The 15,397-nt window shown below is 40.2% G+C and carries 18 protein-coding genes; 10 read left to right on the top strand and 8 right to left on the bottom strand.

The features are described 5' to 3' along the window. The first annotated feature begins 227 nt into the window (after nucleotides 1-227). Nucleotides 228-734 carry a universal stress protein gene (locus MHI08_RS04765; RefSeq protein ID WP_025093324.1) on the top strand — a complete coding sequence of 169 codons (507 nt, stop codon included), beginning with the start codon at nucleotides 228-230 and terminating at the stop codon, nucleotides 732-734. 46 nt (nucleotides 735-780) lie between these two features. On the opposite strand, the gene dat is transcribed toward MHI08_RS04765, so the two are convergent. Then, nucleotides 781-1,638, bottom strand: coding sequence for a D-amino-acid transaminase (gene dat / locus MHI08_RS04760; protein WP_339241058.1), 858 nt, complete (start codon nucleotides 1,636-1,638; stop codon nucleotides 781-783). 296 nt (nucleotides 1,639-1,934) lie between these two features. Here dat and MHI08_RS04755 point away from each other — a divergent pair, with 296 nt between their 5' ends. After that, the gene (locus tag MHI08_RS04755) at nucleotides 1,935-2,789 is read left to right on the top strand and encodes a polysaccharide deacetylase family protein (protein WP_024426585.1); all 855 of its coding nucleotides are present in this window, start codon (nucleotides 1,935-1,937) and stop codon (nucleotides 2,787-2,789) included. A 40-nt stretch (nucleotides 2,790-2,829) separates the two neighbouring features. On the opposite strand, the gene MHI08_RS04750 is transcribed toward MHI08_RS04755, so the two are convergent. From MHI08_RS04750 to MHI08_RS04740, 3 genes are all read right to left on the bottom strand, one after another. Further along, nucleotides 2,830-3,576 carry an NAD-dependent protein deacylase gene (locus tag MHI08_RS04750; protein WP_339241056.1) on the bottom strand — a complete coding sequence of 249 codons (747 nt, stop codon included), beginning with the start codon at nucleotides 3,574-3,576 and terminating at the stop codon, nucleotides 2,830-2,832. Between the two features lie 14 nt (nucleotides 3,577-3,590). Continuing rightward, the gene (locus MHI08_RS04745; protein ID WP_024425736.1) at nucleotides 3,591-4,679 is read right to left on the bottom strand and encodes a mechanosensitive ion channel family protein; all 1,089 of its coding nucleotides are present in this window, start codon (nucleotides 4,677-4,679) and stop codon (nucleotides 3,591-3,593) included. Nucleotides 4,680-4,843: 164 nt separating this feature from the next. After that, nucleotides 4,844-4,945 carry a YhdX family protein gene (locus MHI08_RS04740; RefSeq protein WP_017360338.1) on the bottom strand — a complete coding sequence of 34 codons (102 nt, stop codon included), beginning with the start codon at nucleotides 4,943-4,945 and terminating at the stop codon, nucleotides 4,844-4,846. A gap of 305 nt (nucleotides 4,946-5,250) precedes the next feature. On the opposite strand from MHI08_RS04740, the gene MHI08_RS04735 reads away from it, so the two are divergent. Genes MHI08_RS04735 through crcB (MHI08_RS04725) form a run of 3 tightly spaced genes read left to right on the top strand, consistent with a single transcriptional unit; the run spans nucleotide 5,251 to nucleotide 6,731 of the window. After that, nucleotides 5,251-5,967, top strand: a complete 717-nt coding sequence (locus MHI08_RS04735; protein WP_339241053.1) for a glycerophosphodiester phosphodiesterase family protein — start codon at nucleotides 5,251-5,253, stop codon at nucleotides 5,965-5,967. A gap of 5 nt (nucleotides 5,968-5,972) precedes the next feature. Continuing rightward, nucleotides 5,973-6,368, top strand: a complete 396-nt coding sequence (gene crcB / locus MHI08_RS04730) for a fluoride efflux transporter CrcB (protein WP_339241050.1) — start codon at nucleotides 5,973-5,975, stop codon at nucleotides 6,366-6,368. Further along, complete coding sequence (crcB, locus tag MHI08_RS04725) at nucleotides 6,369-6,731, top strand: fluoride efflux transporter CrcB (protein ID WP_339241047.1); 363 nt, start codon at nucleotides 6,369-6,371, stop codon at nucleotides 6,729-6,731. Here crcB (MHI08_RS04725) and MHI08_RS04720 read toward each other — a convergent pair. Together MHI08_RS04720 and MHI08_RS04715 are read right to left on the bottom strand one after the other, a co-directional pair. Next, nucleotides 6,728-7,120, bottom strand: a complete 393-nt coding sequence (locus MHI08_RS04720) for a hypothetical protein (protein ID WP_024425732.1) — start codon at nucleotides 7,118-7,120, stop codon at nucleotides 6,728-6,730. The two genes, crcB (MHI08_RS04725) and MHI08_RS04720, sit on opposite strands and share 4 nt — an antisense overlap. Nucleotides 7,121-7,210: 90 nt before the next feature. Beyond that, on the bottom strand, nucleotides 7,211-8,593 hold the full coding sequence (locus MHI08_RS04715; RefSeq protein ID WP_339241045.1) for a hemolysin family protein: 1,383 nt from the start codon (nucleotides 8,591-8,593) through the stop codon (nucleotides 7,211-7,213). A 337-nt stretch (nucleotides 8,594-8,930) separates the two neighbouring features. On the opposite strand from MHI08_RS04715, the gene MHI08_RS04710 reads away from it, so the two are divergent. Both MHI08_RS04710 and MHI08_RS04705 read left to right on the top strand, forming a co-directional pair. Next, on the top strand, nucleotides 8,931-9,371 hold the full coding sequence (locus MHI08_RS04710) for a MerR family transcriptional regulator (protein ID WP_034667702.1): 441 nt from the start codon (nucleotides 8,931-8,933) through the stop codon (nucleotides 9,369-9,371). A gap of 58 nt (nucleotides 9,372-9,429) precedes the next feature. Further along, nucleotides 9,430-10,761, top strand: coding sequence for a hemolysin family protein (locus MHI08_RS04705; protein WP_024426590.1), 1,332 nt, complete (start codon nucleotides 9,430-9,432; stop codon nucleotides 10,759-10,761). A gap of 246 nt (nucleotides 10,762-11,007) precedes the next feature. Here the strand turns inward: MHI08_RS04705 and MHI08_RS04700 are convergent, their stop codons facing one another. Further along, nucleotides 11,008-11,610, bottom strand: coding sequence for a 1-acyl-sn-glycerol-3-phosphate acyltransferase (locus MHI08_RS04700; RefSeq protein WP_024425286.1), 603 nt, complete (start codon nucleotides 11,608-11,610; stop codon nucleotides 11,008-11,010). Between the two features lie 371 nt (nucleotides 11,611-11,981). On the opposite strand from MHI08_RS04700, the gene MHI08_RS04695 reads away from it, so the two are divergent. The 3 genes from MHI08_RS04695 to MHI08_RS04685 are packed head-to-tail and all read left to right on the top strand — an operon-like array spanning nucleotide 11,982 to nucleotide 13,802. Then, nucleotides 11,982-12,473: a sigma-70 family RNA polymerase sigma factor gene (locus tag MHI08_RS04695; protein WP_024425287.1), complete on the top strand. Its 492-nt coding sequence runs from the start codon at nucleotides 11,982-11,984 to the stop codon at nucleotides 12,471-12,473. Continuing rightward, nucleotides 12,466-13,524 (top strand): anti-sigma factor, encoded by a 1,059-nt coding sequence (locus tag MHI08_RS04690; protein ID WP_046310389.1) that lies wholly within the window; start codon nucleotides 12,466-12,468, stop codon nucleotides 13,522-13,524. The genes MHI08_RS04695 and MHI08_RS04690 overlap by 8 nt, the downstream gene beginning before the upstream one ends. Beyond that, nucleotides 13,512-13,802, top strand: coding sequence for a hypothetical protein (locus tag MHI08_RS04685; RefSeq protein ID WP_024425288.1), 291 nt, complete (start codon nucleotides 13,512-13,514; stop codon nucleotides 13,800-13,802). The genes MHI08_RS04690 and MHI08_RS04685 overlap by 13 nt, the downstream gene beginning before the upstream one ends. Before the next feature lie 64 nt (nucleotides 13,803-13,866). Here MHI08_RS04685 and MHI08_RS04680 read toward each other — a convergent pair whose 3' ends face one another. Beyond that, nucleotides 13,867-15,267 carry an amino acid permease gene (locus MHI08_RS04680; RefSeq protein WP_208946535.1) on the bottom strand — a complete coding sequence of 467 codons (1,401 nt, stop codon included), beginning with the start codon at nucleotides 15,265-15,267 and terminating at the stop codon, nucleotides 13,867-13,869. Nucleotides 15,268-15,397: the final 130 nt, after the last annotated feature.

Below are 15,397 nucleotides of genomic sequence, written 5' to 3'. Positions count from 1 at the left end.
CAACCCATTCATGCAGTTTGATTTCATTCTTCCAATGTTGCACATGACATTTCCTCCTTTTGGCTCTTGAATCTTTTTTTATCTTATAGTGGCTGTCACTATTTTGTCAATAAATATTTTTCAATAAATGAAATTTTCTAACAAAAATCATTCTCCTTCATGTGTATCTTTTTCTATTAACGGGTATACCATGAGTGTAAAGACTCCTTTTGAAAGGAATGAGGACATTGTTTCAAGCTGATCGGATGGTCGTTGCGTTTGATGGACATGAAGACAGTAAGAAAGCATTAAAAAAGGCAATCGCTTTAGCTAAAACCTTACATGCCAAGCTGACCGTTACCTATGCACATGATGGCAAAACAGACAGACAGGTGTTTGATGTGCCGCGCCCAATGACTGGCGGAGCTTATATCGGCGGCGGTACGGCAGATCTTCAAACACCCCCTGTATATGTACCTCATGATGAACAGCAAAGTCCCTTGATTTTTGAAGACCATACAGAAGAGGTCGTTGCGGAAGCAAGAATGCTTTTAAATGAGGAGCAGTTTGAGGCTGCCATTGAAATTGTAGAGGGAGAACCAGCGGAAGCGATTATCGAATATGCGGAGGAAATATCAGCAGACCTCATCGTCATGGGAGCACGTGACCAAAGCAGATTGAAAAAAATGCTGTTTGGCAGTGTGAGTGAAAAGTTATCAGCAAAATCAGATATACCTGTGCTTATTGTGAAATAAATGCATCACAAAAGGCTGTAAACATTGGTTTACAGCCTTTTTTTATTTATGAAGAGATCGATGCTTCACTTTCATGGTTAATTTTTTGCTGGAAGCCTACCTGTACGCGCTTTGTCAACTTGCCTGGAACGCCTTCCCCTACTGGCTCGCCATCTATTTCAACAATCGGAATGACTTCAGCTGTCGTCGAGCTGATGAAAATTTCCTGAGCGCGCAGCAGTTCTTCTTTGCTTATACGAGTTTCTTCAACAGTACACCCTTCTTCCTCACATACCTCCAGCAGCTTTCTACGAGTAATGCCGTTTAAAATGAGATTGTTTGCAGGGTGAGTACGAATCACGCCATCAATCACGGCATATACATTCGAGGAGGTTCCCTCGGTCACAAAACCGTCTCTCACAAGGATTGCTTCAAACGCACCAGCTTCAGATGCTTTCTGCTTTTCCATGATGTTATATAAAAGGTTTAAGCTTTTGATATCACACCTTAACCAGCGAAGATCCTCAGATAAAATGGCCTTTGCCCCAGCTTTCTGCTCTTGAACAGGCTTTTTCACCTGGAACGTATATGCCGTGATTTGAGGAGTAAGAGAATCACTATATTGATGTTTACGAGGGGCGACACCCCGCGTGACTTGAATATACACACCGCCATCTGTTAATTGATTGTGAGCGACGAGCTGTTGTAACTTTTCTTCCATATCTGATACTGTACCTTGCAGATGAATGCCAATTTCCTTTGCACTCTTGAACAGACGCTCTGTATGTTCCTTTAACGTAAACAAAGTACCATTGTATACACGGATGACCTCATAGACTCCGTCACCAAATTGATAGCCTCTGTCCTCAATATCAATATGTGCATCCTTTTTTTCAATGAAATCTCCATTGTACAATATTTTCATATGGAATCTCCCCTTCGCTTTGCAATAATGGTTGAATCTGATGCTATCTTAGCGGATAAATGGGTTCGTTTCAATGATTATTCAGAATTATTTCACATCATATGAAATGGATAACCTTTCATTGTAACAAATATAGATTGATAACCAAAAAGATTCCAATTTTTTAGCATCTTCTATATTCATAGGCTCTTTTTTCCTGTATACTTACTCCATATAAACACGACAAAAAACAGCGAAAAAAGACAGAATCCACTACATGATTCGACACAAATTTTTGATTTATTGGAGCGATTGTAATGCAACGGGTTAAAAAAAAACAGACACCTTCAAACACAATGCTGCTCTCAAAGGCGATTGGTTTTGTCATCCTGACACTGATCCTCTTTTTTATTTGGGATATGTCCAAAACCAATATGCAGGCAGCAGATCAGCCGGCGAAATTATCTGCGAGCAGTCAATTTAGAGACACAAGCACTAGTATGAAAGCAAAAGATGCTTCTCGGAAAACATTAGATGCACATTTTAAGATCAATTCAGATAAACATATAACGGATCAAACGATCTTTTTAACCTTTGATGATGGTCCATCAGCGACTTCAAATCAGCTGTTAGATGTGCTAAAAGCGCATCAAGTGAAAGCCACATTCTTTATGCTCGGACCGCAGATTAAAGAACACCCGGCAGCTGTGAAAAGACTTCATCAAGAAGGTCATCAATTAGGGCTCCATGGCATCACCCATGATGTGAAACGCTTTTATCAAAAAAAAGATTCTCCTGTTAACGAGATGAAGGAAGATCAGCGCATTTTGGCTTCTGTCACAGGTGAGTATACCCATCTTGTGAGAACACCTTATGGCAGCACCCCAAATTTAACCGATCAGCAAAAAGCACGTTTAAAACAAAAAGGCTTTGTCTACTGGGACTGGACCATTGACAGTCTTGATTGGAAATATAAAAGCTCAAAATATGTACCAGAGGTATTAAATCAGCTGCAAGTGCTGGAGACAAAAAATCCAAAAGAACCAAAAATCATCTTAATGCATGATCAGCCGGCGACGGCAAAATACTTAAGCAGCTTAATTACGCAGCTAAAGGCAAAGGGCTATACATTTGAAGTCCTTGATGAAACAATGAAGCCGCTGCAGCAATAAAGTAAAACCCGCACCTTTAGGATGCGGGTTTTTTAATGATTTATAAAGCTTTCACGAGATCGCCAATTCGCTCATGAAAGACAAGATCAAAAAGCGGATCGAATTCTGTTTCACTCAAATTCATCATCACCATGAAGATGGAAGGATCATGAGCTGCATCTTCTGGAATATACCTTGCTGGCGCTACCTCCAGGGAAGTCCCCATGACGATGAGCATGTCCGTTTTCTGAAGTGATGTCTCCACTTGGTCTAAATGTTTGACCATATCGCCAAATAGGACAACATCTGTTTTTAGCACACGTCCACACGTACTGCCGTCTGAGGTAACCCTTTGACAGATCGGCACCTCTTCTTTTAATAAATAAGGCAGATCATATACCGCCTGACACGATGGACAAGTGGCCGTTTGAATGGAGCCATGGAGTTCATATACATGCTGGCTTCCCGCCTTTTTATGAAGACCGTCAATATTTTGGGTAAAAATATCCACATGCTTCCCTTGTTGCTCAAGGCTGGCTAAAAAGGTGTGCCCGCTATTTGGCTCATATTCTCCACTCATTTTCATTTGAAACAATTCTTTAAATTTTGGCCAGAATTGATGAGGGTTTGATAAAAAGTAGGACCGGCTCATCGCCTCCATGCGGGAAGTATCTTCTGTCCACAGACCACCCGTTGATCTAAAATCAGGAATACCCGATTCTGTACTCATACCTGCACCTGAGAGTACTGTGATATGTGAAGCCTGCGATAATTTCTCTCTTAACACATCCACCTTTGTTTGGTCCACCCACCATTCCTCCTTTATTCACCCAGCTGCTTCTCACCTTTTTGTTTCATATAAATGGCCTGACCAGGGAAAGCAAATTCTACGCCTTCCTCGTGGAAAATATCTATGATGCGATAGTTAATATCCTGCTTAATATCAAGGTTTTCAGACCAAGCTGTCGTGTTTGTGTAAAAGTTGAAAAACAAGTTCAAATAGCTGTCTGCCAGTACATCGAGATTTACCATAATCGTCTCTTTATGCACCCCATCATGCTCGTGTAGCATCTGTTTGAGACGCTTAATACACTGATCAATGTTTTCCTTTGGTGTATTGTAGGAAACGCGAACAGAAAACGTAATCTGACGTTTATTCATTCTTGTCCAGTTTGTGATTGGCTCCTTTGAAAGCGTAGAATTCGGAACGGTCACGACGGCTTCAGCAGGTGTTCGAAACCTTGTACTTCGAAATGTAATGTCCTCCACAGTCCCAAGAACACTTGGTGTCTCCACAAAGTCGCCCATCGTAAAAGGCTTCTCTGTAATGATAACAATCCCTCCAAAAAAGTTAGCCACTGTATCCTGAGCGGCGAGCGCAAAGGCTAGACCACCTAGACCGAGACCTGCCACAAGTCCATTTACGTCATAATTAAATTCTTGTGCAATGACACTAATACTCAGTGCAATAATAATGAAGCGAAGTACCTTTGATAAAAATGGTGCTAAAATATCATCCATATCTAATTCAAATTTCGAATTGACCTTTTGAAACAAGAAAGAAGATGCAGCGGTTAAATTACAAAGCCCCCACGTCAGCATCAATATAATAGAAGATCTATACAATTTAATGATGACATCCATATGATGCTCAAAGTATGGCGCTTGTCTTAACGCAAAATATAAACCAAGTGCCACGAAAAACAGCCTGGCTGGTTTTTCAAATGCCACAACAATTTGGTTAATGACCTCCGTTTTAGACCGATTCGTCAGCCTAAACAAAAGCTGAAATAAATACTTCGTAAATACTTTCCGAAGCAATAAAAAAAGCAATAAAATACAAAGGCTAATACCAATTTGGATCGCAATATCTACTGTAAAATATGTATCCATCCATTTTTGTGTAAACATGTCTGTCTCTCTCCTTTAAAACAATCCTCTCTAGTTTATAATATAACCTTCGTTCATGTCCTCTCTTAAATGTCTGACCTCTACATAAAAAGCCTCGGGACTGATCCCGAGGCATGAAGTTCAAATATGAAATTTTGGCTAGAGACATATCGACGGGCAGCAAACTACTTTTTCTTCTGAGCCTGATCAAGGAGAGTCGCTTTAAACATTTCAGCATCCGTTTCGGCCTTAATACGTTCTTCCACTCTAATTCTCCCTTTACCCAATCATCTCGCCTCCTTTTCATCATTATAAAACATCAGAATTTTCAGTCAACATGACGAAAGCACTAATATTTTGACGAACGCTGACGATTTGGACAAAATTGATCGAAGAAAAAATGATGTAGTTCAGATTTACTCAATAAGAGCTTGGGATATTCCTGCAACTTTTCGCCTTTCATACACGATGCTTTCTCACCATATGCCATGTTCCATTACATACAGCTCTCCCTCGTACCATATAGTAAAGAAGGAAAAACAGCAAAAATTTGATATGATAAGACCAGAACTTATGTCAGGAGCTGGAGCATGTGTATATTATCGCGCATAGAGGGTCTTCAAGCGCTGCCCCAGAAAATACAATCGCCGCATTTGATTTAGCTGTTCAGCAGGGTGCGGATTATATTGAGCTAGACGTCCAGCTGACATTGGATCAGCACGTAGCCGTCATCCATGATGATACTGTTGACCGAACGAGTAACGGAAGCGGCTTAGTGAAAGGTTATACACTTGATCGGCTGAAGAAATTGGATGCAGGAAGCTGGTTTGATTCTCAGTACGCCAACGAACGAATTCCCACCTTACAGGAAATTCTTGAAAGATACAGTCAGCGTGTCGGGATACTGATTGAGATCAAGCATCCAAAACAGCAGATTGGGATTGAAAAGGCAGTTGTCGACATCATCAACCGGTTTGCCTATTCCCGTCACATCATGGTTCAATCTTTTGATGCCAATGCACTTCAAAGAGTCAAAGCTTACGCCCCTTCTCTTCGAACAGCTTTTATTATAAAACCCTCTGCCTTTAAACTGACGAAAAGGAAATTAGCGGAGTACAGCTCCTTTGCGGATTGCCTTAATATGAAGAAAACGATGATCAACAGATGGTGGATTGATCGCATCCACTCATTTGGAATGGATGTCTTTATATGGACAGTGAAAGATCAAAAAACAGCCGACAGGATGAAAACATACCACATTGATGGAGTGGTGACGGATCACCCGCCATTTTTTCTAAAGGAGAAATGATGTAAATGAAAGCATATCTCGCCGTATTTATCGGTGGATTGGTTGGTACTCTTTGCAGATATGAACTTAGCCAATCCGTTGTCAGCCAGACATTCCCCTATGCAACACTGATTGAAAACATGACAGGCAGTCTGCTTCTTGGCTTTTCAACAGGGTATTTTATGTTTCGGAAAAGAAAACAATATCTTGCTGCTTTGATCGGAACAGGATTTTGCGGTGGTTTTACGACAATGTCCACTTTTTCTAAAGAAACGGTTCTCTTATTACAGGATGGACTGTTCACATCAAGTATCATGTACATTCTAATCTCAGTGATTGCTGGAGTGGGCGCTGCCTTATGTGGACTGATCACCGCTCAGCGCCTCTTTCAACAAGATGAGCAGCCGAAAGGAAACAGATAAATGATTGTATTTTATACAGCTGTTGCCGGCGGGATAGGCAGTGCCCTTCGTTTTTTCCTCAGTCAATCGATTCAGAAAACCAAGTTTCATACTCGTTTTCCGTATAGTATTATTCTCATCAACTTACTCGGCGCTGCCGGTTTAGGTTTACTGACAGGTACAGTGACTGACAGTGATCCGCTGCTAATGATCATAGGTACTGGGTTTTTCGGTGGTTTTACAACCTTCTCTACATTTAGTGTAGAGGCTGCGTCCATGCTGCATGAGCGGCAAATTGGACAACTTGCTGTCTACTTATTGGTCACAATCATCGGATCTTTATGTCTCTTTGCTGCGTTTTATCAAATAGGACAGCATCTTTAAATATTGGTGATGGCGGCTAAGCTGATGAGCAGCTGATCCATGAGCTGGCGCTTCATCAAAAAGAGTGTTTTTTCACTATAGCCAATTTCCATTGCACACTTTGCCATCCGCCAATCTCGAAAATATTTGTAATCGATGAGCTGCTGCTCTATTTCGTCCAACTCTTTTAATGCCGTTTCAATACAAGCAACGATGAGTTCATACTGATTTTTTTGCTCTTCTAACTTTTTCCGTGTCATGTGGTCGAGATGATGCGGGCTTCTTTTTTCAAGCTGCCTTTCGATATTTAAGATTGCTGCTTGATAATTTTTGAAATTCTTTAAATGAAACTCAATTCGTTTCATTGAGGTTTTTTTCTCCGTGATACTTGCTGTTTCATACCAAAGCATGTCCATCCCCCTCTATAGAACGTTTGTTCTTATTATATATCGAACATACATTCGTATAAAAGAGACTAAATACCTAAAAAAACCTTGAGCTTATTTTTCGCTCAAGGTCATTTCGTTTACTAGCAGCGGCTCCTTTATATCAAGTCCAGTGCGTGCACTGCCTTTTTCTGACGATGTGACGCCTTTTTTCAAATCGATCTTTTTAACGTAGCGTCCATCCATTTCCAGCACTTTCATTCGAATATCATCAAGATAGACGGATTGTCCTTCTCTGATATCAATATTCTCTTTTAAGATGAGTCCGCCGATTGTATCAATTTCCTCATCATGATAAGAGATCTCGATCAAATCTTGAACTTCATCCAATCTCACTTTGCCATCTAAAACATAATGATGATCGGCTCTTTTTTGAATAACTGGCTGCTCATCTTCATCGAATTCATCTCGAATATCACCGACAATCTCTTCTAAAATATCTTCCGTTGTGACAAGTCCAGACGTTCCGCCATATTCGTCAGTTAAGATCGCCATATGCATTCGATCACGCTGCATCTTGACGAGAAGCTCCTGAATAGGAATCGTGTCGATGACCTCAATCACTGGATATATATAATCTTGAATTTTCAGTTGATCTTTTTCCCCTTGATACACAAGATCTGCAAAGAGCTGCTTTTTGTTCAGCATGCCGATAACATGGTCTTTATCTCCTAAAAACACAGGGAAACGTGTATACTTTTCCTGCGTCATGATAGCGAGGATATCATCTAACGGCATATCTTCTGGAATCGCACAAATTTCTCTCCGCGGTATCATGATCTCTCTGGCAATTCGATTATCGAAATCGAAAATCTTGTTCATATAATTATATTCTGATGGGTTGATTTCCCCATTTTTTAAGCTCTCAGATAATAAAATCTTCAGTTCCTCTTCAGAATGGGAATGTTCTTTTTCAGACCCCATATCGATGCCCATCATTTTAGTTAACAAACGGGCTGACCCGTTTAACACATAAATGAAAGGGAACATAAGGATATAAAATGCATGCAGCGGGCCTGACAGCCATAGTGTCATTTTTTCCGCCTTTTGAATGGCAAGCGTTTTTGGTGCAAGCTCACCTACAACTACATGCAAAAAGGTAATAATAGAGAACGCAAGTGTTGCTGAGATCAGGCTGATTGCTGAATCAGGAATGTTTGTCAAACCAAAACCCCGAACCAAAAGTTCTTTCACAGCCGGCTTACCTATCCACCCTAAACCAAGGGATGTCACTGTAATACCGAGCTGACAGGCTGACAAATATTCATCTAGCCTTGATGTCACCTTTTTCGCCATGATGGCCTTTTTGGACCCTTCGGCAACAAGCTGATTAATTCTTGAACTTCTCACCTTTACTATGGCAAATTCAGATGCAACAAAGAAAGCTGTTAAAGCAATCAAAACACCGACTATACTCAGATTAACAATATCGTCCATTTAACCTTGCTCTTTCTTAGAAGAACAAGGAGTCACCTCCTGATTGATGATGTTATGTTTTGCAAAACGGTTAACTGATTAAATAAGACTACATTGAGGGCCCCACTTAACCACCTCCGGTTCACGTAAAATTCCGCCTCTCTACATATATATGAAACGGTATTCATTTTATCTTACCATAAATAATCTGAAAATTCCTGTATCATCATGCTGTTTTTGACATGACTGACTAAATCGAGGGAAATCCTCCTCTGTTTCTTCTTATTGGCAGGAAATATGAACAATTAACTTGTGTTTCAGACTAGAATTATATTAAACTATTTTCATAAACTATAACGTGACGGTTAGGAGGAGATGTTCAGATGGGGCTGAGAAAAAGTATCGTATTGGTGAACTAGCACAGATTGCACAGGTGACGAAACGAACTGTAGATTATTATACAAATCTAGGTTTGCTTGCGCCTGTTAGATCTTGCTCAAATTATCGTTATTACGATGAATATGCTTTAAAACGATTACAATTAATCGTTCTTTGCAAACAGCAGAGATTGGCTCTTTCTGACATCAAATCCAGATTAGATGAACAATTCCCTTCTCAAAAGGAAGATCATGATGAACTTGTCCATTTAACCTCTGATATCGATCGGATGAATGAGCATATGGACCGCATTTTGGCGCGTTGTAAGCAGCTTCAGCCAGAACAACGTGAAAAACTAAAAGAGCAGCTTACTCCTGAAAAAATGACGGCTGTCCAATCATTTTTACTGCTGTTAAGTTAAAATTTTCACTAAACAGGAGGTGTTACCTTCGTTCTCAAAGTCAGAACGAAGGCCTTAATTGGACATAGTTAATTTACTCATAGTTGCTTTACTTATAGCTTTAACCGCGTTTTTCGTTGCATCAGAGTTTGCGATCATTCGCTTAAGAAGCTCAAGAATTGATCAGTTAATCGCAGAAGGTAATAAAACAGCAGTTGCTGTCAAGCATGTAACAACTCACCTTGATGAGTACCTTTCAGCCTGTCAGCTTGGTATTACCATTACCGCCCTTGGTATTGGTTGGTTAGGGGAAGAAACAATTGCGCATATGCTTGCGCCGCTCTTTGCAGAGCTGTCCATTCCTCAATCAGCTAGTTCTATTGTCACTTTTATTATCGCGTTTAGTATCATGACGTTTTTACACGTTGTCGTTGGAGAACTTGCACCGAAAACACTCGCCATTCAAAAGGCTGAGCAAGTATCCCTTCTTTTTGCTAGACCACTGATGATTTTTTACAAAGTGATGTTCCCGTTCATTTGGGTATTAAATGGATCTGCTCGTTTGTTAACGAAAGCGTTCGGTCTTCAGCAAGTATCTGAGCATGACATGGCGCACTCTGAGGAAGAATTGCGGATTATTTTATCAGAGAGCTATAAGAGCGGCGAGATTAACCAGTCTGAATTCAAATATGTAAATAAAATTTTCGAATTTGATGACCGTCTGGCGAAAGAAATTATGATTCCTCGTACCGAAGTTGTCAGCTTCCCGTATGATATTACCATTGAGGAAATGCTGAAGGTAACAAAGGTAGAGAAATATACACGTTATCCAATTGAAGATGGCGACAAAGACAACATTATCGGTGTTCTTAACATTAAAGAGGTTCTCACTGCCTGCATTAGCGGTGAGTGCTCTACAAGCGATACGATCGAAAAGTTTGTAAATCCGATTATTCATGTGATTGAAACGGTTCCTGTTCATGATTTACTGCTCAAAATGCAGCGTGAACGTGTACACATGGCCATTTTATCAGATGAATATGGCGGTACAGCAGGTCTTGTGACCGTTGAAGACATCCTTGAAGAAATCGTTGGTGAAATTCGTGATGAGTTCGACATTGATGAAATCAATGAAGTGCGTAAACTTGGAGAAGACCATTACATCTTTGATGGCAAGGTTCTTGTTGATCAAGTCAACCTGCTATTAGGTACACAGCTTGATAATGAAGAGGTCGACACAATCGGCGGCTGGTTCCTTACTCAGAAATATGAAGTAGAGAAAAATGACGCCATTCGTGAACAAGGCTATGAATTTATTATTAATGAAGTCGATGGACACCATGTGGCATACATCGAAGTAAAAAAGTTAAATGAACAATTATTAGAAGCAGCTGAAGAAGGCGCTTCGTAACAAAAAACGCCCACTTGCTTAAGCAAGTGGGCGTTTCACATTGTGGACAAAGGGCTAAAATGATTTTTATTTTAGCCCTTTGTCTTCTTTTTCAGCGTGATAGAAAACCTTTGAAGTCTAGGAAGAACGAGTACCGGAGCGGAGCGAATTGAGTATTCGTGAGCACCGGCACGCAGGACTGACACCGAATGTGAGGGTTTGTCTACACGCTGAAACGACCCTTGCCTAAGCAAGCGGTCGTTTTTCTTATGCCTTTTCCATTAATTGAGCTTCTAGCTCTTTGATTCTTGTATTTAATACTTCTGTCATGGCACCTAATCTTTCTTTTGGCGGCAGATGGTCAAATTCAGACAGCTCAATCGGTTCACCAATGATTAAGCGCATTTTCCCTTTTTTGAAAAGGCTTTTCGCATTTGAAGGTCCTTTGTATGCGGCTGGAACAATTGGTGCTTTACCGAGCTGCGCAATGGTAACCGCCCCTCTTTTTAAAGGAACATCCTCTGTTGTACGTGTTCCGCTTGGGAAAATCCCAACGATCTTTCCCTCTTTTAATAATTTAATGGGCGTTTTAATACTGCTTGGCCCAGGATTCTCTCGATCAACAGGAAAGGCATGAATCTTTTTTAAAAATCCACCGATCCATTTATTTGCAAACAATTCTTTTTTCGCCATGTAGTGGATCTCAAACGGAAGAATTCCTGCGCCTAATGCAAGAACATCCACAAAACCCTCATGTGTACAAGCAATGACAAACCCCCGATCAGTTGGCAGATTCTCTTTTTGATATACTTTGATTCCACCTCGGAGACCAAATAATAGTTTGACGGTATAGCCTGAAAATTTATACATAGTGCACTTCCTTTGTTTGAAGAATGAAGGATTTGTCTCTATTATAACAAATTTTTTATTACCTGGTACTAAAAATTTGTACACAGTCCAGTCCTCCCTATTTTTTTCGTTTAAAAATGAACGTTCTGACTGTATTCAAGCACAAGGTTTTAGGGGAGAATAGAATAGGAATTGTGTCCAATTTTGTCGTTTTTCGATGTTTTTTCCTGATTTGTTCTATTGAAAATACTTTATAAATGATGCAAATTTCGCTATGATAAGGAGAAATGATTTTGATTCGGCGAAAGAGATGAGTAATGTACGGTAATGAGAAGTTTCGTGCAACTTTATGCCTTTCTTATGCGTGTATAACATAGAGGGGAGAAAAATCAGTGACGATCGATGAAATTTATCAAATGTATATGAACGATGTTTACAGGTTTCTGCTCTCCATGACAAAAGACAAACATTTGGCAGAAGACTTATTGCAGGAAACCTTTATGCGTGCGTATATACATATTCATTCCTACGACCATAGCAAAGTGAAACCTTGGTTATTTCAGGTGGCACGAAATGCTTTTATTGATTATGTCAGGAAACATAAAAAAGAAGTGACCATATCGGATGACCTCATTGGCGGTCTTTTACAAACGTCTGTACAAAGCCCTGCTGAACAGGTTGAAATAAAGGAAGTCCTCACCATGTATTTAGAGCAGCTTCCAGATAACTACAAGGAAGCGTTGACATTGTATTATTTAAAAGAACTAAATTACAAGGAAGCATCCAAGGTCATGAATATTACTGAAGCAAATTTCAAAAGTGTTTTATTTCGTGCAAGGCAGCGCCTAAAAGCACTTTACAACAGAGGTGTTAATGATGAATGAAGAGTTTAACAAGCGATGGGAACAATATAATAATGGTGAGATGAATGAGGAAGAAATGATAGCGTTTGAGGAAGAGCTTGAAGAAAACGAAAAACGCTTAAGCCAGGAACTGAACGACTCGGATTGGACAGACTTTTCCATCAGTCCTGAGAAGCAAAAAGCCATTTTACAATACGGAAAAAGAAAGTCATATTTACGTATTTCCGTACTTGCTGTCATATCGACACTCATTATTTTACCGCTTTGTACATTAGGAAGTTATTTATACTACGGCGTTGGCGGAGCCGAGAGCAAAGGCAATCACTTCATGGAAACTGCCGCTGTCACCGTCGCTTTGACCAAACCAAACGTGGCCATTGATATGAAGGATTTAAAAGGTCAGGTCAAGCTTTTTGGGATGAACACCGAATTGAAGCTGCAAAAGCAAATTGGCAATAAAACAGAAGCCATTGGCAGTGAACAAATCGAGATGTTTTTCGATAAATTAAAGCAGCCTACTATCTCTTATTATGGTGACAGCGCACGCGAAACGGAGGGTTTCTTTACCCATCCTTCGGCGCAGGCAGATGCCTCAAAAAAACAAACACTCACTACGTTAGACAAGCTTCCTGAAGGAACAGTAAGTGAAGTGTATGTATCCTATGACAGAGCTTACACACCAAAGGACGTTTATTCCTTTGCTAAAAAATACGATATGAAAGTGCTGTGGAATGCGATTAAAACAGAGGATTCATTAAGTGGAAATCAGCGGCCAATCGGCTTTCCTGGGAAGGACTCTGAATTTTTAAAAGAGCTTCAGCACACATCAAAAACTGAGGTAGATCAATTCAAAGATGCCCTTGCTTATGTTAATCAGCACCCGACATGGGCAACAACGATCTCTGGCAGACCTGATCTTGATCTGTCTAATCGTATACGCTATATCGATCAAAATGGCGTCACCGTTTATGGCTCTGTGGTCACTGGACCTTCTAAAGAAATTGAGAAATTTGTAAAGACAAAACGCATTAAAACGGCAAAAGTGAGCGAGGTGGAATTATGGAATTGGTAAGAATTTTTAAAGAGCATAATGTATTTGGCTGGATTTCTGTCGGCACAGCGATATTATCCCTGCTCATGCTAAACCTCGCCATTATCAGCAACGTGACATTTTATTCTTTTCAAATGCTTCCTTTTGCAATGGCCGCAGTTCCATTTGGCATTATTGAACTGTTCATTAAAAAAGGCCGTACGGGTCCAGGTTTCCTCGGTGTCGTACTGAATATCTTTGTCATTGTTTGTGTCTATGCCATCGTATCAATCGATGTCGATCTTCAGTTAGGTTTTTAATCAGCATTCAAAAGCAAAAGCCCGTGTTACTTGACTAATGCCAAGCAGCATGGGCTTTTTTCATTTACTTTTTATTCAATTCTGAATGCTTTCTTGAATATAAGAAATACACAACCAGCCCAATGGCAAGCCAGATTAAGAAACGAATAAAGGTAATTGCACCCAGCTTATAAATGAGCAATCCGCAAGATAGAATAGCCAAGATCGGAATAAGCGGAACTGCTGGGCATCTGAAAGCTCGTGGTAAGTCCGGCTGCGTTTTTCTCATCACAATGACCGCCACTGAAATCAAAATGAATGCTGAAAGTGTCCCGATGTTCACTAGGCTTGCCAGCTCATCAAGTGGAATAAATCCACCCATTAATGCTGACAATGTACCGAAGAACAGTGTATTGATGTAAGGTGTTTTATGCTTTGGGTGAACTTTTGATAATACCTTTGGCACCAAGCCATCACGAGACATGGCAAACATCACGCGTGTCTGGCCGTACAGCATGACAAGCATTACGGTTGTCATCCCTAGAATCGCTCCGACATCCACAATACCAGCCACCCAGTTTTGTCCGGCTACTTGTAAAACGAGAGACACTGGATGTGATACTCCTTCAAAATTCATGAAAGGAACAATGCCCGTCATAATCGCACTGACAACGACATAAAGCAGTGTACAAATCAATAAGGAAGTAATAATCCCTCTAGGCAGGTTGCGTGATGGATTTTTTGTCTCCTCTGCCGCAGAAGCAACTGCATCAAACCCAATAAATGCAAAGAATACTAGGGCTGCTGCACTTAAGACCCCTGATGTCCCAAATGGTACGAATGGTGTCCAGTTTTCAGGTTTTACATATTTCACAGCGACTAAAATAAAGAGCAGAATCACAGCAATTTTCATAATAACCATGATGTTATTGACTCGTTTTGATTCTTTAATACCAAAGTACAGCAGGAAGGTGATGACCATTAAAATAATAAATGCTGGAAGATTAAAATATGTCACTTGCCCTTTTAAACCACCTGGTGCTGCTGTTAACTCAACTGGTATATGAATCCCTATCCCATTTAAAAAAGACACAAAATAGCCTGACCAGCCCGCTGAAACGGCACTAGCGGCCAGCATATATTCTAATATTAAATCCCATCCAATGATGAATGCTAGAAATTCCCCCATTGATGCGTACGTAAATGTATACACAGACCCTGATACAGGCACTGTGGAAGCAAATTCCGCATATGACAGTGCTGCAAACAAACAAGCAAGACCTGCGATGACAAATGATAGCACAAGTCCTGGCCCCGCAGTGACGGCTCCTGTACCTGTTAGAACAAATATCCCTGTCCCGATAATGGCTCCAATGCCCAGCATGGTTAAATCAAATGAACCCAATTCCTTTTTTAATGCTTTTTCCCCTTGTGTTGCCGCAATGAGCTCTGAAATGCTCTTTTTTCTAAACAATGAATTGCTCATACCATCACTCCCAAAACTTAGTATCAGTCTAAAGACGCCACATTCATATAATTCACAATATTTTCTGAATATTTAGATTAAATTTAGCACAATAAATTGGTGGCGTAAAATTATTATATATGAAAATTAA

It is taken from the genome of Bacillus sp. FSL M7-0791 (genome assembly GCF_038627085.1).
In the GTDB taxonomy this organism is placed as follows: Bacteria; Bacillota; Bacilli; order Bacillales; family Bacillaceae; genus Bacillus; species Bacillus safensis.
Note: the sequence above shows the minus strand (reverse complement) of the source record. Positions and strands in the feature narration are given on the sequence as shown.